General features: G+C 36.6%; 16 protein-coding genes and 1 pseudogene. 11 read left to right on the plus strand and 6 right to left on the minus strand.

Annotation, left to right across the window (positions count from 1 at the left end; all coding sequences use genetic code 11):
- Window positions 1-78 precede the first annotated feature (78 nt).
- Window positions 79-1314, minus strand: a complete 1236-nt coding sequence (locus tag RCG21_RS08420) for an IS110 family RNA-guided transposase (protein ID WP_308913067.1) — start codon at window positions 1312-1314, stop codon at window positions 79-81.
- A 301-nt stretch (window positions 1315-1615) separates the two neighbouring features.
- Between RCG21_RS08420 and RCG21_RS08425 the strand changes: the two genes are divergently transcribed.
- The 3 genes and pseudogenes from RCG21_RS08425 to RCG21_RS08435 form a co-directional block, all read left to right on the plus strand.
- Window positions 1616-2479, plus strand: coding sequence for a YxiH-YxzG fusion protein (locus RCG21_RS08425; protein ID WP_133340603.1), 864 nt, complete (start codon window positions 1616-1618; stop codon window positions 2477-2479).
- A gap of 290 nt (window positions 2480-2769) precedes the next feature.
- The gene (locus RCG21_RS08430; protein WP_133340604.1) at window positions 2770-3135 is read left to right on the plus strand and encodes a hypothetical protein; all 366 of its coding nucleotides are present in this window, start codon (window positions 2770-2772) and stop codon (window positions 3133-3135) included.
- A 22-nt stretch (window positions 3136-3157) separates the two neighbouring features.
- Window positions 3158-3364: pseudogene (locus tag RCG21_RS08435) on the plus strand (aspartate/glutamate racemase family protein); the annotation flags it as partial.
- A 109-nt stretch (window positions 3365-3473) separates the two neighbouring features.
- Here the strand turns inward: RCG21_RS08435 and RCG21_RS08440 are convergent.
- The gene (locus tag RCG21_RS08440; protein WP_133340606.1) at window positions 3474-4313 is read right to left on the minus strand and encodes a tyrosine-type recombinase/integrase; all 840 of its coding nucleotides are present in this window, start codon (window positions 4311-4313) and stop codon (window positions 3474-3476) included.
- A gap of 132 nt (window positions 4314-4445) precedes the next feature.
- Window positions 4446-4886 carry an Lrp/AsnC family transcriptional regulator gene (locus RCG21_RS08445; RefSeq protein WP_133340608.1) on the minus strand — a complete coding sequence of 147 codons (441 nt, stop codon included), beginning with the start codon at window positions 4884-4886 and terminating at the stop codon, window positions 4446-4448.
- Window positions 4887-5029: 143 nt separating this feature from the next.
- On the opposite strand from RCG21_RS08445, the gene RCG21_RS08450 reads away from it, so the two are divergent.
- Together RCG21_RS08450 and ltrA are read left to right on the plus strand one after the other, a co-directional pair.
- Entirely contained in the window at window positions 5030-5611 is a 582-nt protein-coding gene (locus RCG21_RS08450; protein ID WP_133340610.1) for a DJ-1/PfpI family protein, read from the plus strand.
- Window positions 5612-6335: 724 nt separating this feature from the next.
- Complete coding sequence (gene ltrA / locus RCG21_RS08455) at window positions 6336-7769, plus strand: group II intron reverse transcriptase/maturase (protein ID WP_133340727.1); 1434 nt, start codon at window positions 6336-6338, stop codon at window positions 7767-7769.
- 557 nt (window positions 7770-8326) lie between these two features.
- Here ltrA and RCG21_RS08460 read toward each other — a convergent pair.
- Both RCG21_RS08460 and RCG21_RS08465 read right to left on the minus strand, forming a co-directional pair.
- The gene (locus tag RCG21_RS08460; protein ID WP_133340743.1) at window positions 8327-9454 is read right to left on the minus strand and encodes an IS110 family RNA-guided transposase; all 1128 of its coding nucleotides are present in this window, start codon (window positions 9452-9454) and stop codon (window positions 8327-8329) included.
- 207 nt (window positions 9455-9661) lie between these two features.
- On the minus strand, window positions 9662-10630 hold the full coding sequence (locus RCG21_RS08465; protein WP_308913068.1) for an FTR1 family iron permease: 969 nt from the start codon (window positions 10628-10630) through the stop codon (window positions 9662-9664).
- A gap of 578 nt (window positions 10631-11208) precedes the next feature.
- Between RCG21_RS08465 and RCG21_RS33500 the strand changes: the two genes are divergently transcribed.
- The 6 genes from RCG21_RS33500 to RCG21_RS08495 all read left to right on the plus strand — a co-directional run bounded on the left by RCG21_RS33500 (window position 11209) and on the right by RCG21_RS08495 (window position 19592).
- Window positions 11209-12726, plus strand: coding sequence for a COG4705 family protein (locus RCG21_RS33500; RefSeq protein WP_133340419.1), 1518 nt, complete (start codon window positions 11209-11211; stop codon window positions 12724-12726).
- A gap of 1877 nt (window positions 12727-14603) precedes the next feature.
- A complete protein-coding gene (locus tag RCG21_RS08475) occupies window positions 14604-15035 on the plus strand; it encodes a VOC family protein (RefSeq protein WP_133340421.1) in 432 nt (143 codons plus the stop codon).
- A 619-nt stretch (window positions 15036-15654) separates the two neighbouring features.
- The gene (gene arr / locus RCG21_RS08480) at window positions 15655-16068 is read left to right on the plus strand and encodes an NAD(+)--rifampin ADP-ribosyltransferase (RefSeq protein WP_308175926.1); all 414 of its coding nucleotides are present in this window, start codon (window positions 15655-15657) and stop codon (window positions 16066-16068) included.
- A 329-nt stretch (window positions 16069-16397) separates the two neighbouring features.
- Window positions 16398-16919, plus strand: coding sequence for a DinB family protein (locus RCG21_RS08485; protein ID WP_308913069.1), 522 nt, complete (start codon window positions 16398-16400; stop codon window positions 16917-16919).
- A 327-nt stretch (window positions 16920-17246) separates the two neighbouring features.
- Window positions 17247-17759 carry an SRPBCC family protein gene (locus RCG21_RS08490; protein ID WP_133340415.1) on the plus strand — a complete coding sequence of 171 codons (513 nt, stop codon included), beginning with the start codon at window positions 17247-17249 and terminating at the stop codon, window positions 17757-17759.
- Between the two features lie 387 nt (window positions 17760-18146).
- Window positions 18147-19592, plus strand: coding sequence for a M1 family metallopeptidase (locus RCG21_RS08495; protein ID WP_133340413.1), 1446 nt, complete (start codon window positions 18147-18149; stop codon window positions 19590-19592).
- Window positions 19593-19824: 232 nt separating this feature from the next.
- Here RCG21_RS08495 and RCG21_RS08500 read toward each other — a convergent pair whose 3' ends face one another.
- Window positions 19825-21063 (minus strand): IS110 family RNA-guided transposase, encoded by a 1239-nt coding sequence (locus tag RCG21_RS08500; RefSeq protein WP_133340745.1) that lies wholly within the window; start codon window positions 21061-21063, stop codon window positions 19825-19827.
- Window positions 21064-22096 lie beyond the last annotated feature (1033 nt).

A 22096-nucleotide genomic window follows, 5' to 3' on the forward strand; every position in this document is an offset into this window, starting at 1 on the left:
TACTAAAATGCGCATGACAAACAACCCTCCTAGATTTGACTTTTGGAGGGTTTTGTATTGTTTGGTTTTATTTATAAATTAAGCGATATCTTGGAAAGTAGTGTTGGTTTTTAATAGTGCGTAAATCCAGTGTAAGAGCTTATTTGCACAAGCGATTACAGCTACTTTATAAAGTTTTCCTTCTTCGCGTTTCTTATCATAGAACTCTCTTAACCTCTTGTTGCGTGGAATGATTTCTTTGGTTGTTTTCTTTTTACGACAATCACGAATAGCGCATTTTACAGCCAAATATAAGGCACGCCTTAGCCTACTTGACCCTCTTTTTGTTATTCTGTTTACGGTTCCCTTGAACCTTCCAGACTCAAAGATACTAGGGTCAATTCCGGCAAAGGCTACAAGTTTTTTAGGGTGATTAAACCGATCAATCTCACCGATTTCGGAAATAATCATTGCCGCGATTTTTTCTCCGATACCAGGGATTGATTGGATAATCTTATATTCTATAAGTTCTTTTGCTAAAGCATCTATCTCAGCTTGAAACGAAGATAGGTGTCTTTGGTATTCTAAAAGCATATTGATATACATTTTTAGGGTTAAAATATGGCTTTGATATAAAGTCCTCTGAAAAGGATTCCTAGCTGCCGCATCTATAAGTTCCTTTGCCTTGGTATTTGCCCATTTGCGAGAGCGACTTTTACAGTGCTCTTTGATTCTAACTGTTATCGTTTCTTCTCCTGCTTCTAAGACATCGTTAGATGTAGGATAATCTAATAAAGTTAGTAAAGAAACACCAGAATATAAATCCCCAAAAACACCTACATATTCAGGGAAAACCTGATCAAGAACTGCTTGAAATTGTAGTTTGGCTTGTACATATATTCCTGTTATGTTTTCGTGTTGTCTTGTAAGATTACGAAGGTTTAAGACATGTATTCCACGTTTTTTATAGGGCTCTAAATCCTCTTTATAGTACAACTCACAGAGATGATTAGCATCGATTTTATCTGTCTTTACTTTTCGTAAACTTGAGCTCTTGGCTCGATAGGAGACAAGAGGATTTATAATTATTAATAAGTAATCTCTGTCCTCAAAATACTGAACAACGGGTGTATGATAATGCCCTGTAGCTTCAAGAACAATTGGAGGTTTAACCCCTGTTGAGTTCTCAATTTCTCTAAGAAATTGATGTAAAGTATCTAATCCCTCAAGTTTATGTGAAACTTTAAAACTACTTTTGTATGGTTTTTTCTTATCCAAGAAAGCTTGAACCTGACTTTCACCTTTTGCTATATCCAGACCAACGACTGGATTCATCGATAAATCTCCTCCTCCAATAATTAAATCACCGGTACCCCTAATTCCTTCTTGCAGTATCATAGCTTCGCTTGTTATACGAGATCTATGTCCCAACCAGCCAAATCATGTTTAAGCAAGTAGGGGGCGAACGGTTTACTTGACGGGTTCTAAGTCCCACGGGTGCTTACGTTCTACCCCGGCTACCGTTATAATAAAACCAAATAAAAATTGGTCAACCAGAAATATCTGGCTGACCTTATAATACGAACGGGTGCTTATGTTATCAAGTGTTGATTATGATTTTTAGGGGGGGACAAAAATGAATAATATAAAAGCTAGCCATTATATTAACATAGAACATATAGCTAGTGGATTTGACGATTTTAGAATTAGTGTCGATTTCGATGGAAATCTTATTTTATTAACAGAAAAAGATGCAAAAGGTAAGTATTTGCATAAGATATATCATTTTTTAAATCAAGAAATAAATGAAATCAATGTTCCTTTGGTAAAGGAAGCATTTGATTTTGCTCAACCTCTTGAAGAGAATTGGTTAATGGTTAGTGCAAGAACCGACGAAGAAGAAGGGTATTTGAGGAACGCCACTTTGTTTGACATTCAAGGAAATGTATTGAAGACCTTTTCGTTTGATGATGCAATTCAAGATGTACAAACCACAAAAAATTCAGATATATGGGTAAGTTATTTCGATGAAAATATGGATTCAGGTTTAAGATGTTTTGATAAAGAAGGATTACAAACATTTAATTATCATGATTTTGTGATACAAACAGGGAGAAAGGTTCCTTTCATAGACGATTGTTATGCTTTAAATGTAACTTCAGAAAGTACAATTATATATTATTATTATGACTTTCCACTTGTAAAATTAAATAAGACAGGCTATGAAATTTTCCCTAATATACCCATAAAAGGAAGTCATGCGTTTGCTAACCTGAACGATTTTGTTTTGTTTAGTCATGGTTATGATGATAGAGCAGTGGTGTATTTGTATTCTTTAAGGGACAAACAAAGAAAGACATTTCAAACCGTCGATCAGAATGGAGAAGAACTGAAATATGAATACGCCGTTGGCAGAGGAAGCAAATTGTTCTTAGTTAAGGGGAGGAATGTTTACTTAATAAATATGGAAGATGAAAAGTTTGTGAAGGAAAATATTTAAAGTAACGGGTGTAAGAGTTGAAGGAATATAGCTGCTTCGGCAGCTTTTTGCTTGTTCCACTACTTTCTTGATAAACAAATAACATCGTAATTTTCTATCTTGAACTTTAAGATCCAGCTGCCTTTTGGGACGGCTTTTCTTATTGAAGTAAAGGGGCAGGTTAGTTGAATAAGATAATCGCAAATTTTTAAAGACTATTTAGAAAAATGGAACATTTAAACGCATAAAGGATAATTACCAAAATAGGGAGAATTAGTAAATAAGAATGCTATTTTTTATAGGGGGTTACAATGAAAAAGACTTTCTTATTTTTTATTCTTTTTGTTTTAATTTTGGTTGGATGTAGTAATGAACAGATTCTTCTTTCTGGGGAAAGCAAAAACTGGAAAGGGAAATATTTAGCTAATATCGACGGTAATAATGAGAACGGTAGTTATGAGTTTCATTTCAAGAAAGGAAATAGCAAAACAAACTTTAAGAATATCGAAGTTAATATAAATAACGGTAAAACTGTTATAAGGGATGAAAATTTTAAAGGTACAACAATTTCTACCCCTAAATCTTGTAGAGGATGTTCCGTAACCTCTAAGGATAAACCGATAAAGGTATTAATTAAATGGAATGGCGAAAATGCGGAAACTTTTTATTTAAAGTAATATAAAAAATTTTGTTCAACTACCATTATGTTTAGGTAACATCAAGCAATCATCAAGGGATTATTACAAGGATGTTATCAAAAACTTAGTTGCAAATGGTGCTGAAGGAATTATATTAGGGTGTACGGAAATTGGATTATTAGTCAAACAAGAGGATTCAGAAGTCCCTTTATTCGATACAACAGAAATACATGCAATTGAATCAGTTAATAAAATATTAGAAAATTAAGTAGTATATGCAACATTCAATAATAACTATCATGAAATTTTATTAAACAAACGGGTGCAAGAATTGAAGAAAAGCAATGCATTTTCGCATTGCTTTTTTGTGCCCCTTTTTAAAAATACTTCCTATAAAGCTCTTGCCTTAAACTCCCACTTAACTGTGCATATATTCTCGTAGTCTCACTTTTCTCATGACCTAATAAACTCTGTATGACTTCAAGAGGGGCACCATTATTTAACATGTGAGTAGCATAGCTGTGCCTCAGTTGGTGTGGATGGATCGTTTTATTTATGCCTGATCTTTTTGAAATTCGCTTGATGATATATCTCATTTGGGCAATACTCATTTGATGCGGATACCGTTCGGTAACAAAAATGGCGGTATCGCCATCCTGGCGTTGTTCAAGGTATCTTTTAAGCCAAATTTCACAGCGGATATTAAAATAAACTTCTCTTTCTTTATCTCCTTTTCCCCTAACAATAGCGGATCGGTTTGACCAATTAATTCTACTCCTTTGCAATGTAACAATTTCTCCTATGCGGCATCCAGTAGAAAACATGAATTCAAACAATGCCTTTTCCAATGGGCTGGTACAAGCCTCACGCAAATATTCAATTTCAATTTCTGTTAAAAACTTAGGAATTCGTTTCCCTGCTTTAGGTTCCTTTATTTTTACAGCTGGATTTTTTGAAACATGTCCTTCTTCATGTGACCAACGAAAAAATGATTTCATAAAACGTATTCGGTGAGATAAACTTGAAGGTTTTAAGGTTTCGCTCGAATTTGCCAGATATTCTTTTAGTTGAACAGTGGATATAGCATCAATTTTAACATCCTTGAAATATCGAATAAGTAATGTGGATTGAAGTTTATATGCTGTAAGTGTTTGTGGTGAGAACCCTTCAATTCGTTTATCGGATTCATACGTTTCCCATGCCTTTGACAATAACAAAATACATCTCTCCCTAAAATTTCTTTTTTAGAGGAATTATTGACTTGATTCTCGAAATTGAAACGGGAGAGACTATTCAACTATCGGGGCAGTTTACTTCAAGAAGAGAGAGAAGAAGAAATTACCAGTTTTTTATTCTTCTTCTAAAGTAAAAGGATCAATTATTTTTCTTTCATGAGAAGATAACACGATATTCGTTGAGGGTGTACCGTATTGCATTGAATCATCAATAAATTGTTCTAAACTCTCTACAGAATACGTTGCTAATTTGACAATATAACTTATTGCTCCTGCTACTCTGTAACACTCAAGTACATCTGGATGGTTATGGCAAAAGTTTGATAATGCTTTACAATCCTTTGATTCAAATAATACAATTGCGCAAATAGGACGGTTCATTTTTTTTAGAGCGACATGTGCATGATAACCTTCAATAATTTGTTGCTCCTCTAGTTTACGTACACGCTCAATTACCGACGGAGAGGATAAATGAACAACTTCTGCCAATTCCTTCATTGAAATTTTTGCATTTAACTGTAATATCCTAACGATTTTTTTATCAATTTCATCCATATGTTCTCTCACCTTTTTTTATTAAATAGACTAACCTAAATTCTTAATAAATTAAAGATGAATAGCCTAATAACCTTTTTAAACTTATGTAAGAGTTGTTTTTACTTTTATAAAATAAGGGAATAAGGAGGAGAATTAATGATATGAAAAAAATTTTATTATTGTTGGCTAATGGCTTTGAAGCAGTAGAAGCAAGTGTATTTACAGATGTGCTAGGTTGGAATAAATGGGAGGGAGACGGTTCAACTGAGGTCGTGACAGTTGGTCTTCGGAATAAATTAACTTGTACATGGAATTTTACTGTCACACCCGAAAAAACGGTCAATAATATTCAATTAGATGAATTTGATGCACTTGCTATTCCAGGAGGATTTGAAGAAGCTGGTTTTTACGAAGATGCCTTCAGTACGCCATTTTTAAATGTTATCCAACATTTTCATACAAAGCAGAAGCCGATTGCTAGTATCTGTGTTGCATCATTAGCACTTGGCAAAAGTGGAATTCTTACGGGTAAAAAAGCCACCACATACAATCATCCAACGAGTAAACGAAAAGATCAGTTAAAGAATTTCGGTGCAGTTGTACAAAATGATTTAATTGTTCAGGATGGAAATATTATTACATCTTCAAATCCAGGTACAGCTTTTGATGTTGCATTTTTATTACTCGAAAAGCTAACATCTAAAGAGAACGCAGATCATGTAAAAGAGCTTATGGGATTTTAAGAACAATTGTGAAATATTGTACTTACACTTACGTGTGCTATAGTTTCATAACAAATGGGCTGTTTTGGGCAGTCCTTTTTTGTGCGACGGGCAGTCGCATGGAGTGTTGATCTGTCGACACTCTTCTTTTCATTATCTGACAGAGACGTCATCTCGGTGAAACGACTGGTTGATGATGATGATACTGAATCCCAGATGGTGAAAGTCCATCTCCGAGGAGACTGACCTAGCTCGGGAAGCTTAATCTAGGGCAATACCGTGAGGTATTGTCTGAAGGAGATGCGGTAAGTCGAGAGACCCGTAGGCAACTAGATAGACCCTAATGCAATAAGTGTGAAGCACGGCGGCGGGATAAGTTGGCGACTCTTCGAAAAGTGAGGAAGCCCGCTAAAGGGGCATTTTCTTTAGAAGTCAGAGCGAGAAAATGTGACTTATAACGTGGTGGTGCAGGGTATGTCTAGAAGGGAAATGCGATAACCCCGTGAGGTCTCCACCTTACCAAACAGGCAGGGTTCTAGTCTATAAGGGTAATCCGAAATGACGAGGAACGGGTGGAGAAGTCAGACGTTCTCATAGTACGGAAGTAATTCGATGACCATAACATCGAGTGAACGGAAGGGGAACGACCTATGGCTCCAAGCCATTAACTAGGTGTAATGTAAACAATCATGTTACTGCGGTAAAACCGTTTGAATGTACATCAAGGAAAGGCGTGGAATACGCAATGAATCAAGAGTGGAAGTTTAAATTACACAGTGTATATGGGCAGATATTGTTTGACCGAAAATTAACCCAAAGCTTCGAACAAGTTAAAGCAAACAAAGGGGCAGGAGGAATCGACGGAGAAACAATTGAAAGTTATGATGCCAAATTACAAGAAAACATCATGGAACTTCTAAACAAATTGAGAGCAAAGACTTACCAAGCTCAACCAGTCAGAAGAGTATACATACCAAAGAAGAATGGAAAGAAACGTCCTTTAGGTATTCCAACTATCGGGGACCGCATAGTTCAACAAAGTATTGTAAATGTACTACAGCCAAAATTTGAAGATTTGTTGTTTCATAACTGGTCGGTTGGATACAGACCGAATCGAGGGGTACAAAGAGCCCTGCAAATAATCCTCTGGAATATTGAACAAGGATATAACCATATTTACGATTGTGATATAAAAGGTTTCTTTGACAATATACCCCATAATAAACTGATTGGGGTTTTAAAGAAATATGTGTCAGACCGTACGGTCCTGAGTTTGGTTGAACAATGGTTAAAGGCTGGGCACATGGAAGAGGGGAAACTTATCCATTCTGACTATGGCACACCTCAAGGCGGCGTCATCTCACCACTACTTGCAAATGTATACCTTAATGAACTTGACTGGGAGTGGGACTTGAATGGTATTCGATTTGTCAGATATGCAGATGATTTCTTGTTATTTGCTAAATCAAACGAAGAAATCAAGAAGGCGGCTACCTTAACTAAGAATAAGTTAGCTGAGTTGGGACTGGAAATCTCTAAAGAGAAGACCAGAGTTGTCAACTTTGATAAGGACGACTTTGACTTTTTAGGGTTCACATTCCATCATTGGACAAAGAGAAGGAAAGATAATAAACCCTTCTTTAATGTTACACCAAAGGAAGAATCCATCAGGGATTTTCGATTGAAAATCAAGGAAAAGACTAGGAAATCCCTAACTCTTAGCAAAGAAGAATGGATAAATCGGGTAAATCCTATTATTAGAGGTAAGGTAAATTACTATGTGACTATTATCAAAGCGGTAAAAGCAAACGAAGAATACGGACAAAAGAGTCACTGTAGAACTCGATGGATAAGGAAAATTCTTGAGCGAATTGATGGATATATAAGAAAAAGACTGCGTGTTGCGTTAATCCATAAGCACCCAACCCAAAGAAAAGGTATGAGAATGAATACCCTTTGGAATAACGAATTCTTTTTAAAGATTAAACTAATCCCATCCTATTGGCTTTATCTAAATAAAGCCTACGGATACACTATAGAACAATACCTAAGCGATATGAGTAAATCTGCAAAAAGAAGATTCCAATACAAAGTCAAAAGAGCAAAAGAAAAAGGTGAGGAATATTTTACCCCTCATCGCTTACAAAAGATGCAAAATGCCTGGAATGCATCCTCTTGATAAACATTGTAACATTTGGTAAGCCGTATGCCTTAATAGGGCACGTACGGTTTGATAAGGGGGAAGCCTCGAGAGAGGTTTCCCTACTTTCTCATTGCCGTTATTGAACTGATATGAACGAAACTGTCAACCCACCACACCCAAATGTTTTTATTTAGCGTTTTATTCAGTATGAATAGAGTTATTCCTTGTTCAACTTATAGACCAAATATCCTTTCGGATCTAGCTTGTCAAGGGCGCACTTTCCCTTGATAAGCTAAATCCGAAAGGGATACAATACAGAAAGTTGAACAGGATAACCTTAAAAACTTGGCACGAAGGCAAAAACTCTGACGGTGATATACAAACTGATATGCGTGGGTTGGGTACCACATTTCACTCCATCCGTCACGGAGCTGCCTCGGACTAAAGGCGCACGTTCAGTTCTAGACCTAGTGCATAGTTCAACATGAGGGTTCTCCTTCACGGGAATTTGCCTTCGAGCCAAATCTTCAATTTCCAACCAAAAAGTTATTACTTCATAAGAAAACTCCATTAATTTATTACTTTCAATCTACTTAAGCAATATTCAATCTACTTACTTGTTTATCTTCAATACAACAAGCGATAGCCCAGATAAAGCCAAGTAATTCTCTAGCAACGGCAACAACAGCTACTTTTCCACCTTTTCCTTTAGCAGAGATTCGATGATATTTCATATGAAGACGGTGTTGAGCTTTCCAAGCTATACGTTTTGCCTCTGGATCTTGACCTTCTTGACGTTTTAGCAATTCACCTTTAACAGATGGGCGATGACGATAAGACCAACAAACTTCTACTATGGAACGTCGAATTTGTGAGTTTCCTGTTTTCGTAATCGAACCTTGCCAACGACTTGATCCACTAGAGTATTCTTTAGGAACAAGTCCAGCATAGGACATCAATTGTCTTGGGTTAGAAAAACGAGAAAACTGTCCAATTTCAGCTACCAAGGTAACGGCAGTTACTTCCGCAACTCCTCTTAATGTTTGGAGTGCTTGAATAACGGGGGCGTGTTCACTTTGAAGTGCTTCTTCATGGATTTGATCTTCAATTCGTTTCATACGATCTTCTACTTCATTGATTGTATGAAGATACTCTTGAAAAACAATACGTTGTGCAGCTCTTTTAAATGTTAAGCGTTTTAACCATTCACGATGTTTTACAGACCAATTTCGAACTCCTTGCGGAGGACGTATATCATGGCGAAGTAAAAAGTGAATAAGTCTCTGACGAGAACTTTGTAAATCTTCACGAGCATCATGACGAGCACGAATTAAGTCTCTCAATGCTTCATGATCTTCATCTGGAACCCATACAGAAGTAAGCTCTCCCGCACGTAGTAACTGAGCTAATCTAATAGAATCTCTTTTATCTGTTTTCACGCGATCGCCAGATCGCTTTGGGATAAGAGAGGGTGCCACAACCAAACATTCAATTTCCATTGAAAGAAGTAAACGATAAATTCCATATCCAGTAGAACCAGCTTCATAACATACTAATAGGTTGTCAGGATTTCCTAACTTTTTCATTAGTTTGCGAATGTCTTCTGGCTTATTTTGGATAGTTCCATGAAATCTTGGTTCACCACGACCTGGATCAGCAATAGCAACAGCAATTGTATCTTTAGATACGTCTAAACCAACAAATTTTTGTACATCCTTCATATTAAACGGCTCCTTTTCGTGTGTAGCTCTACACTTGGTTTATTTTTGGGTAGTAACATTATGACCAAGTGCAACCTACGTTAAGCGATGGGAGCCGTTTCGTTCATTATGACTAAATGGAAGAATACTTAAAGAACAGATTCGTGCGAAATAAAAAAGAGCAACGCTTTTAAAGTTGCTCTAATTTTTTATTCTAATGCTTTTATTTTAAGCCGCAATTAATTTTTTCTTAATTGCTTTTCTTTTTGTTATATAACGTTGTGCAAAATAAGAACCTAATACATAAATAACTGCTAGTGCTTGAAATGATAAAGTTTCTACCGTTGGAAAAATACAGAACCAAACTTGAGCCCAATTAGGTATATAAAGATTACTAATTGTGGTTGTACTCATCCAACCTGCTAATTGCATCTCTTGAATAGTTTCACCCACCATTACTGCTAGGACTATTACTAAAAGAGCACCGGTAAACACTAACATCTTTTTATGAGGTAAACGACGTTGGGCTAAAAATGTGAGAACGCCAACGATCATCGTTAATGCTAAACCAATTAAAGCTCCTTGAAGAACAACTTCCGATCCTGCTTTTAATCTCAAATTCTGTAGGAATAGAACCACTTCAAATCCTTCTCTATAAACAGATGTGAGACCTAGCATGAAAAGGGACCAAAAAGTAGATGCTTGAACTACTTCCCCTTTATTAGAAGTGATTTTTTGTTTCTTTTGATTATGGAGTTTTATCCATCCAGTCCAATAAATTTGGTGGAAAAACCAGTTCATAATAATAAGTAAAACAACCACTGCTAAAATACCAGTAAAAGCTTGAATATTTAATTCAGATGCGTTCACTGCTGAGATGATAGCTACAACAATGAACCAAGTGGCTATGGTAGCTAAGAATGAAACACCAGCACCTATTGAGATAGGTTTCCATACAGTGTCTTCCTTTTTACGAACTAGTCCAGAAATTATAGCAGCTAACACTAATATAGCTTCTAATCCTTCTCGAAAAACAAGGATAGCAGTATTAATAATGGCTGCACCTGGTGTTATGTTTTTTGCTGTAGGATCCGGATTACCATGAAAATGGATACCTTGCCATATGATAACACCAATAACTACAAGTAGAGAAAATGTAATAAGTATAGTTTTTAAATTAAAGATTTTCCTGAACATTTTAATCTATGCACTCCCTAAAACTGATAATGATAATCTTTTTCAATTACAATAAATTGATTTTATCTAATACAAAAATATGAGTCAATGAAATACTCGAAATTTAATCTATTTTTAATTTTTTTACTAAAGCTAGTATTTATCAAAAATAAAAAATTACTTTCCAAAAAAAGAGTGACATTTTTAGCCACTCTAAATTTAAAGAAGTATTCAACAATCCTGCACCGTATATACAATAAGAAAATGTTGCTTATACTTAATATACACTTAAGTTAATTTTAATTAGTTTTTAATAAATAGCCCCCACATTTCTAATATAGTAGAGACTAACATCATATCAAATGAAAATAAAAGATGGAGATTGCTTTATAACAATGACTACTTTTCAGGTCGGTAAATGATAAGCAAAGAATCAGAAGTCACCATATTTTTTGGAATCGTCAAGATTATGACAACCAGTGTGGGAGAAACAGCGCAGACTTCCTTAATGCTAAACTTGGTTTTAGATGGGTATCCTTATTTAAAGAGAAAAATAAAATTAAGTTGTGGGAAACCACCTTAAAGAAAGGGAATTATATATGCAAGAAAACCAAAATAAAATGAAAATTTTACTTAACAAAGTGCCACAAGTGACGATTTTCTTTTGGATCATCAAAGTTTTATGTACAACTGTTGGTGAAACATTTGCTGATTTCATCAATTTCAACATTGGACTTGGTTTAACTCTTACTACCATCATTATGGGAGTTGCGTTTTTTATTGCATTGTTTTTTCAATTTAAAGCAAACAAATATGTTCCGGCCATTTACTGGATAACAGTTGTTCTTATAAGCGTATTTGGAACACTGGTAACGGATAATTTGACAGATAATATGGGCGTACCACTTGAGGTTAGTACAGCTGTTTTCTCGGTGCTACTAGGACTGACTTTTCTATTTTGGTATCTTAGTGAAAAAACACTTTCGATCCACTCGATTTTTACTACAAAAAGAGAAGTTTTCTACTGGCTTACGATCCTTTTCACCTTTGCACTTGGAACAGCGGTCGGCGATTTATATTCCGAACAACTTGGTTTTGGTTATCTTTACACAGGAATTGGCGTTGTTATTATTATTGCTCTTGTGTTCTTAGCTTATAAATTTTTGAAACTTGACGGGGTATTAGCTTTCTGGACTGCGTATATTTTAACTCGTCCGCTTGGAGCGTCACTTGGAGATTACCTATCTCAACCAAAAGTAAATGGCGGAATAGGACTCGGAACAACCGTTACGAGCGTGATTTTTCTTATCGCTATTTTAGCGATCATCGTTTTCCTTGCCGTTTCAAAAATTGATACAAATGCTAAAGGTGATATAGCGGAAACAAACCAAAGTAATGTAAATAAGAAACATGTGCTAACACAAACGATTGTTGTACTCGTAATTTTCTTAATTGTTGGTATAGGTGGTTATAATTGGCGAAGTAATTATATTGCATCACAAGGTGCTGCAGAGCAAGCTACATTAGCAGGTCAATTAAACGATTTTGTTAAAATTGAAAATGATATGCTAAACGCTGTAAATAAAAACGACTTTGCTTCAGCAAAAAAAGGCGCTGATAATTTGGAACATCAGTGGGATACACAAGAACCTAAGCTTCGAAAAATTGATAGCACTACATGGACAAAAATTGATGGAACAATCGACTCTGTGCTAGCAGCTGTTCGTTCTTCAAAACCTGATGTTAATCAAAGCAAAACAGTACTTACTAATTCACTTAGTGTCTTAAAAGGTGCAAATAAATCAACATCAAAATCTGGTGCTTCACAAACTACATTATCTGGACAGTTAAACAATTTTGCAAAAATCGAAAATGATATGCTAAACGCTGTAAATAAAAGTGATTTTGCTTCAGCGAAAAAAGGGGCAGATGAATTAGAACATCAATGGGACACACAGGAACCTAAGCTTCGAAAAATAGATGGCACAACATGGACGAAAATTGATGGAACGATTGACGTTGTATTAGCAGCCGTTCGTTCATCGAATCCTGATGTAAACAAGTGTAAAACAGCACTTAACAATTCACTTAGAACCATAAACGCAGCAAATAAATAATAATCTTAGGAATCGCCAATCGCGGTTCCTTTTTAAATGGAATTTTTATTAAACGGGTAGCTTTAGTGGAGTAAGATAATCTATTGTGACCGCTTGAAAGAGATGACACAGTTTTTGCTTGATAAATTGGGACACTTTTTTCCAGTTTGAAACGTACATTTTTACATGTAGAGGCATGCATGATTCCCTTGGTTAATCAGGCAGACCCTCATTTGGATGTTTTTGTAAATTAATTAATGTATGTTTTGGCAGTATATTTATGAATATATACTCAAGAAAAAATGTATATAAGCTAATATTTATACATTTTTGTGAAGTTATGCTTGCTGCACTAACGGGGCAGGTTGTAGAAGGAAATAGAAAATAAAAGTAGAATATATTTAAAGGATTGAATTTGCTATTCCGAGTCAGAATAGTTAAACAACGATTGATTAATTGGGAGTTATAAGATGAAAAGTAAAGAAAGAAATAGAGACGGCTTTTTTAAAGATATCCTAATTGAGTTTATATTTGAAGTGGTTTGGAACATCTTAATGTTTATACCAAGAATGATAATTCGCTTAATAGGAAACATTTGGTGAAGTAGTTAGTCAAAATAGAGCTAACGAGGGCGATTGCAAATAAGGGCAGTCGTTTTTTTACAAACAAGACAGCATTCCTGTAATAAACGAACTGTAAAAAGGATAAGTTTGTGAATAAACGCACTTAAACTAAAGGGTGCAAGAGTTTAAGATCGGAGCTATCATATTGGTGGCTTTTTTCTTATTCGACTAACGGGCAGTTTAGTTGTGCGAAATGTTTCTAGCTTAAATGGAGGATGGTTACATTTCTCTGGTAAAGGCTAGACAGTTCCTGTCGGAACTGAAGGATTATATCGAAGAATCAAATGAAGGAGTAACGCCCTGAAGGGTTCTCTCTTAGTCGAATAGCACTTGATTTAGTAAGAAAGATAGTGTTATAAGCTCGGCGAAAAGGCGTGAGAATTTACCGTAACAGGTTAAGCTGACGAAGGCCTACCCGATGGGGTGGTGTAAATCATGATGCTTGAGTTGAATGAATATGGTGAGAATGCAAATTAAACCTAAAAGAAAAGGTTAAGCTGACGAACTTCTGAATGTACGAGTCTATACCTGCGATACATAGAAATGTGTATATCACCAAATTGTGAGGTTAGATGTGGGTGAGTAAAAATAACTAATATGAAAATCCATGATACGTTATAGGCGTATGAATACTAACAGGCTTACAGGAAGCACCTAAGTTCATTCTATAATAGATATAATTCAACGTTGTAAGCTGCTAACGTGGAGGGCTTACTCCCGAAGAAGCGTTGGCAAGGAAAGCAATAATGACATTAGTTATTGTATAACTTGTCATTATATCAGTGAAAGTGGTGGCACAGTACCAATGAAAGGTCTAATCAGCCTAGAGGGATAGCCACTAGACTAATGAAGAATCATTTAATCATGCAAGGCAAATCTTTATCGGTTAATAAGGTTCTTGTGAGACTAATAGAGGTTCACCTCCTACGGGAGGCACCGACTTATTAAAACGGAAGAATTGAGACACAGAAGGGGCTACGATTTCTGAAGTGTTGGTGATTAAATTGAATTGGATTAGTTGGAACGCCGTATGAGGTGAAAGTCTCATGTACGGTGTGAACGGGGGAAAAGGGAGCGATAACTTCAAACCCTTACCTATCTGTATGAACAATAGTCATTAGCTTTTATTCAACAATCGGGCCATTTAATCGAATAAGGATTATTTAGAATTGGAACCGTTATCCATCAAGTGGGTTAGTCCAGTTTACGCAAGCTCAATTTTGATGTATCATGAATAAGAGGTTGTCCAAATTTTTCCAAAGGAGCTGTTGAATGATGTCAATTAGTTTGAACCCGTATTTGATTTTTGACGGTAACACGAGAGAAGCGATCCATTTTTACGAGAAAGCGCTTGGCGGGAAAGTGATGGGTATCATGACGTTCGGAGATATGCCGGCGGACCCGAATCATCCGTTGACGGATGACATGAAGGATCGCGTTATGCATGCACACTTGAAAGTCGGCGACGCGGATCTCATGTTCACCGATACGTTCGCAGGCATGCCTTATCAGCCAGGCGATACGATTCAGATTGCCATCCATCCCAAAGAAGAGGCTAGAGCTAGAGAAATCTTCGCCGCTTTGGAAGACGGCGGACAAGTCATTATGCCTCTTCAGAAGACGGATTGGAGCCCCTTGTACGGGCAAGTAAAGGACAAGTTCGGCGTTACTTTCCAAGTGAATGTCCCAGGAGAGCAACCGCAGTAATAGCAAACATACTTCCGTTTCACCAACAAACAAAGCCTCCTGTTCGCGAATGGACAGGAGGCTTACTCAGTTGCAATTACAATGGTTGTGTGGCTAATGAGTAAATCATACAGACCAAGTTTCTTCAATAATCGGGCGCTTTCGGGGAATAACGTATTCATTTCTTGGGCCAGTTAGCGGAATAAATTTATTTTTTTAGAATATCACAGGAAAGGCATGGGCTTTTAAATAATGAAGAAATGTAGTTCAAAATGTGATTTCATTAATTTGGAGGTAAGATTAGATGAATATAAAATTTGATCCAAACAACGTCGTTATTAAACTCTGTATGAGTGGGATGAACATGGAAGATGGCGGAAACGTTGAAGGTGCAACCACGATGTTTCATCAAGCTTGGCACGAAGCAAAAGACGACTATGAAAGGTTTATTGCAGCTTATCATTTGGCTCGTCAACAAAAGAGTATTACAGACAAATTGAAATGGATGGAAACATCTTTACAGTGTGCACTAAATATAAATGATGAAAATGTTAAGAGTGCATACTCAACATTATATTTAAACATTGCCAAATTCTATGAGGAGTTGTGTGATTCTGATAATGCAAAAAGAAATTATGAATTGTCAAATTCATATGAGGGTGCACCTTCTGATGAAGGACCATTTTATCATGGGACAAAGGCAGATTTGCAGGTTGGTGATTTACTGACAGCGGGTGGAGATTCAAATTACAAACCTGAGCTTAAAATGAACCATATTTATTTCACTGCTAATGCCAATGGCGCAGGACTTGCAGCAGCATTAGCAAAAGGAGAAGGAAGAGAACGCGTTTATATAATAGAACCAACAGGTGAATTTGAAAACGACCCAAATGTTACTGACAAAAAGTTTCCGGGTAACTTAACACGATCTTATCGCTCAAAAGAACCTTTAAGAATTATTGGTGAAGAAACAGAGTGGGCGAAACTGACAACTACGGAGCGACGTGAATGGCGCGAAAATTTAGCCAAAAACAAGGGAGAAATTATTAACTGAACATATTTAAAATGAGTAAAATAGTTACTTTTCAAGTTTATCTGAGGGCTAACACATAAAATAAAGCAAGGCATCCTACGTGATATATCGTAGAGTGCCCAATTTGGCTGATGATCCAAGACCACTCAGCTTTTATACCTATAAAGGGTAAACATTAATTTTTATTTTACCGATACTCCGCAATCTGGCGCGATTCTGTAGCAAGAATAGCGCTCTTTCTTTATTAAAGGGCCAGATTGTGGGATACGGGAAGAATATTTTTATTTAAAAGAAGGAAACATCCATTTTTAATAGAATGTTAAGTATTTTAATTAGAGGAGGTTGATCTATTGGAGAGAAGAACTTTACTGGTATCTTCATTACCAGAGTATGAAGAAGAGATTGGCCGATGGCTATGGTGTCTAGAGGATGTACGACGTACTCTTATAACTGAATTAACTGGAACCAGCCAAAGCTTAATTGACCGGAAATTAGGCGAAAGACAATCAATTGGGACACTCTTGTATCACATTGCATTGATCGAGGCAGATTGGTTATATGTAGAAGTACTTGGAACTGATTGGGATCAAGAAATTAGCGCATTATTTCCTTTAGAACATCGAACTGACGGCAATTTAACTCACTTTGAGGGAGAAAGCATAGAGGAACATTTTTACCGCCTTAATAAGGTACGCGAAGTATTTCTTTCTCACTTTCGTTCAATGGACTTAACCGATTGGCGTAAACCGAGAGTAATTGAACATTATGACGTCACACCTGAGTGGGTTGTTTACCATTTGATTGAACATGAATCGCATCATAGAGGTCAAATTTTTCAAATGCTTCGGGAATTACGAAATGATAAGTGCTAAAGAGAGGGAACTATAATCCATCTTGAATTAACGGAATGGCTTTAGATAATTATAAAATCAATAAATGTTGTTTAAGAAACGTTGGCTTATTATTCCACATTAATAGATAAATCAAGTGGTGTAGTTATTCCATTAAAGGGTGCAAGAATTGAACAGCGATGGACTGTTTTCAGCAGTCCATTTTTCTTGGTCTTTAATCCGTTAAATGGGCGGGCCAGACGAAGATATCACCCGATTACGATCTCCTGGCAGATCTTCTGGTTCAGGCTTCAAGCACTCTGTCAAAGTAGGGGAATAGTTCCCTTCAAAAAAACAAGGAGGATTTTCATGGATAACAATCTGAATCAATCGTTCGAAATTGCAATTACGCGTGTATTCGATGCCCCTCGCGAACTCGTATTTAAAGCATGGACAGAGTACGGGCATTTCGCGAAATGGTGGGGACCAAAGGGGGTCACCCTAGAAATCGTTAAAATGGATGCTCGTTCTGGAGGCGAGTTTTTAGGTATTCAGACGTCTCCTGACGGAAATCAGGTTATGTGGGGAAAATTTGAATACCAGGAGATTGTCGAACCTGAGAAAGTGGTTTTTATCCGATCCTTTTCCGATGAGCAAGGCAATACGGTCCGAGCGCCTTTTAGCGTGAGCTGGCCTCTTGAAATTATGAATATCATAACGCTAGAAGATGACGACGGTAAAACTGTTTTAAAACTGAAAGGTTGCCCTGTGAACGCTTCAGCTGAGGAACAAGAAACATACAAAGGTATGGCTCCAAAGCTGCAACAAGATCTTGAGGGTACTTTCGATAAACTTGCCGACTATCTTGTCTCCCTGAATTAGAATACGATAAAAAAGTTAATCGGCCAAAAAAACCTTAATCACTTTGAATATTACGTTTCAGCTGGGAATGTTTGTTCAATAGAACTTAGGACTTTATTTTCTCGCCTATGGCTGCTGCTTTTTTTGGTTATTCCATTAAAGGGCGCTTTTCTTTAGTAAGAAGGCGTCTTTTTGATATGCCACTACACATCAACGGATTAGATTTTGTTAAGGTAAAAAAAGATTGTGAAGATTTTCACTTAAACTAACGGGTGCATTACTTTCACAACAAACGGACTGTTTCGGCAGTCTTTTTTTATTATAGATATTTGACTAAAGGTACCAAAAAAAGGAAGGAAATAACAGTACCAATCGAGAATACTTCTTGTTATTGGAATATTGAGGAAGGTGTGGGGAGATACGATTTATAATAAGAAATTTGTTTTGATTTTATTACCTGTAATAATTGTTATTTCATTCGCTACTTGGTTGCTATTAAAAGATATTAAACAAGCAGAGTCATCTAAAATTGAAAAAACACCCAAAATGCAATTCTCTCCAAAAAGTGTGCCCCCAGGAAGTCAAAGCCAATATAATATCAGGTTGTCAATGAATCAAGACGGAAGGTTGCATTTAGAAACAACGGTAAAAGTAAAAAACGTTTCTAAAGATTCGTGGGACAATTTAGTGTTTTACTTTATTCCGAATATGTTTACAAAAAACAATTCACCACAATTAGAACACCCCTCTATAGTTCAATTTGATAAAGTTGCAGTCGGGGGAGAAAAAGTTGATTTTAAACTAGATAAGGATACATTAACCATTCCTCTGGTAAGTAAATTAGACTCTAACAAAGAAGTTACCGTTGATTTTGCCTATGATTTAACTCTCCCAGAAAACGGCTATAGATTTACAAAGGAGAATGGGAATTATTATTTGGCACAATTCTATCCTATGGTTGCGACATATAGAAATCATAAATGGAATAAGGAAGAATACACAACCCACGGAGAAACCTATCATACTGCATTCAGTGATTTTAAAGTAACCTATGACATTCCGAATGATTATACTATAGTCTCCACAAGCAAGAATGACAAATATCCTAGTGAAAACAAAGGTTCATTTGAAGTTAGAAATGTAAAAGAACTATTTATGGCGATACTTAAAAAGCCAAATGTCACCGAAAAAAAGGAAGGAAACGTAAATATCAGGGTGTTTGGAAATCAAGAAGATAAAGATTTAAATATGGATATTAGTGAAACTGCTTCAGATGCCTTAACCTTCTTTCAAAAGAATATTGGTTCATATCCATTTAAACAATTAGATATAGTACTAAACCAAATGGGGATGGAATACCCAGGAATAGTAACAGCTGGATCTATTCGCAATCTTGGTTCTGTAAATCCAGCTGGACTCAAATATATGGTTGTTCATGAAATTGCACACCAATGGTTTTACGGTATGATTAGTAATGACCCTTATAATGAAGCTTGGCTTGATGAGGGGTTCGCAGACTTTGCTGCAAAGCTATATTACTTTTCTAAATCGAAACATGACAATCCATTTTCATCAATACCTATAGAACAATTAAATCTTCCAGTAAATATGCCTTTAGATAAATATACATCAAATGCAAGTTCATACTTTTATGGTAAATCAGAGGTTATGCTATGGAAATTGTTTGAAAAAAGGGGTGGAATAAAAGAGGCTGAAAAATTCTTGAAATGCTATTATGATTTCTATAAATACAAAGAGGTTAATACGCAAGAATTTGTTAGATTTACTAAGTATTATTTTAATTTAAAAAGTAACTCTGTATTTAAGGGTTGGTTATTACTTATGGACTCGTAAAACGTTAGTTTCACAACAAATGGGCTGCCTCGGTAGCCTTTTTCTTCTTCAATCAGTTTGAAGCATAATGGGATTGTGAGTTATTGCACTTAAAGTAAACCAGCTAATAGTTTGTCAACATTTTTCAATAAAATGTTTGATCCCGTCATGATATACTAAAAATGTCCATGCCAAATAACCTTCCTCATTTCGCTTATTGGAAGGTTTTGTTGTATTTAGTTGGATATAGTTTTTATGCTATATCTTGGAAAGTGGTTCTGCTTTTTAGTAAGGCGTAAATCCAGTGTAAGAGCTTATTTACACACGCAATCATGGCTACCCTGAAGGGTTTTCCTTCTTCTCGTTTCTTGTCATAAAACTCTCGTAGTCTTCTATTACGTGGAATGATCTCATCAGTGGTTTTCTTTTTACGGGCATCCCGAATGCCACTTTGCACAGCCATATACAAGGCGTGGCGGAGTCTACAGGAACCACGTTTGGTTATTCGGTTTACTGATGCAGTGAACTTTCCAGAAGAATATACACTAGGATCTATTCCAGCGAATGCAACTAACTTCTTGGCATTATTAAACCGATCTATCTCTCCAATTTCAGAGATAATCGTGGCAGCGATTTTTTCTCCGATTCCAGGGATAGATTGAAGGATCTCGTATTCTTCAATTTCTTTAGCGAGAGCATATATTTCATTCGCAATGTTGGATAGGTGCTCTTCATATTGAAGAACAATCTTTACTAAGATTTCAAGGTTAAAGATATGACTCTCGAAGAGATTATTTCGAAAAGGATTTTGAAGAGCAGCTGCTCTTAATTTCTGTGCCTTTTCTTTTGCCCAAGACTCTGAACGACTCATACATAATGAAGCTATTCGATCCGTTAACTCTTTTTCACTTACACTTAACACAGCCTTAGAAGTAGGGAAGGCTAGTAAAGTAAGCAGAGATACCTTAGAATAGAGGCTTCCAAACACCCCACGGTACTCAGGAAACACCTGGTCGATTAAAGAATGTAGCTGTATCTTTGTTTTCGCTGATATTTCTGCAATACTCTCTTGTTGTCTTGTTAGATTACGAAGGTTTAAGAGTTGAACCCCACGCTTCTTGTATGGCTCTAATTCCTCTTTATAAAACAGTTCACAAAGATGATAAGCATCAATTGCATCTGTTTTTACCTTTCGCAGGCTTGAGCTCTTGGCTCTATGTGAGATAAGAGGATTTAAGATAATATAAACATATTTTTCTTCCTCTAAGAATTGAATAACAGGAAAATGGTAGTGTCCAGTTGATTCTAAAACAACCGAAGGTTGATAACCACCAGCTGCTCTTTTAACTTCTTTTAAGAACTCCAATAAATTCCCCAAACCTTCAAGATTATGTTCAATACTAAAGCTCTTACGATATGGTTTACCTTTATCTAAAAATGCTTGGACCTGACTTTCACCCTTTGAAACATCCAGACCAATGACTGGATTCATACTTGAATCTCCTCCTCCTAGAAATACAATATTAGTCGGTTTCCCCTAAAACTCCTTGTAATGTCATAGGTTCGCTTGTTAAACGGGATCTTTGTCCCAACCAGCCTGAAACATGATTATACAAGTAGGGGGTGGACAGTTTACTTGACGGGTTCAAGACCCACGGGTGCTACGTCCTCCCCCGACTACCGATATAATAAAACCAATTAAAAAAAGGTCAACCAGAAAAATCTGGCTAACCTTATATTACGAACGGGTGCAAGAATTGAAGAACAGAGCTGTCGTTTCGTCAGCTTTTTTTGTTGTGCTAACGGGGCAGGTGTGCGGCCGAGCCTAGGTCGTATCATATAACGGGTGGGATTCCCGTCGAGTAAGAACTAGCCATTCGCTCGTAGCGAGTCTTGGAGGGCTAAAGGTAACTTTAGTCTTTAAGCGTAGACAGTTAGGTGGCGGGCCGAAAGCCAATTGGTTGAAGGGATTGAGCTCCATAATGTTAGTAAAACGAGAGGGCTGATACTTTACCTGCAGTAGAAAGCTACATTTTATCCTTCGTTTAAGGCAAGATGGATAAAACCTCTCTGGAGTCAGAGACCTTGGCACGTTACACATTGATATGATACGGCAACTCGGGAGACCCTACCGGTCTTTTCTTGTAAGAAGAGTATGGTGTACAAGCGATAAAAAGTAAGGAAGCCAAACGCCGGTGTAGGGAGTCGGATAGCAGCGTAGTACCAATGAAGTTGGGTAATGCCAATGGAGGAAAGGCTAGCTACCAGTTATCACCCTTAGTAGGGCTACATTTACTACACACAGAGGTAGGAATACTAAATGGAAACAAAACTACTATGGATAGCAGAATTAGCAAAATCTGAATCTAAGAAAAGAGATTAGCTACAGTCTGTAAACGATAACTAGGAGGAGCCGTGTGCATTAATAGTGCAAGCACGGTTCTGTGAGGGGGAGGAGTACAATCTACCGGAAGGTAGAAAGGCTCCCTTCTACTCGACTACTTGAATAAGACAAAAGAATTGCA

The sequence above is a fragment of the Bacillus salipaludis genome, from assembly GCF_030938565.1.
Lineage (GTDB): Bacteria > Bacillota > Bacilli > Bacillales > Cytobacillaceae > Neobacillus > Neobacillus salipaludis_A.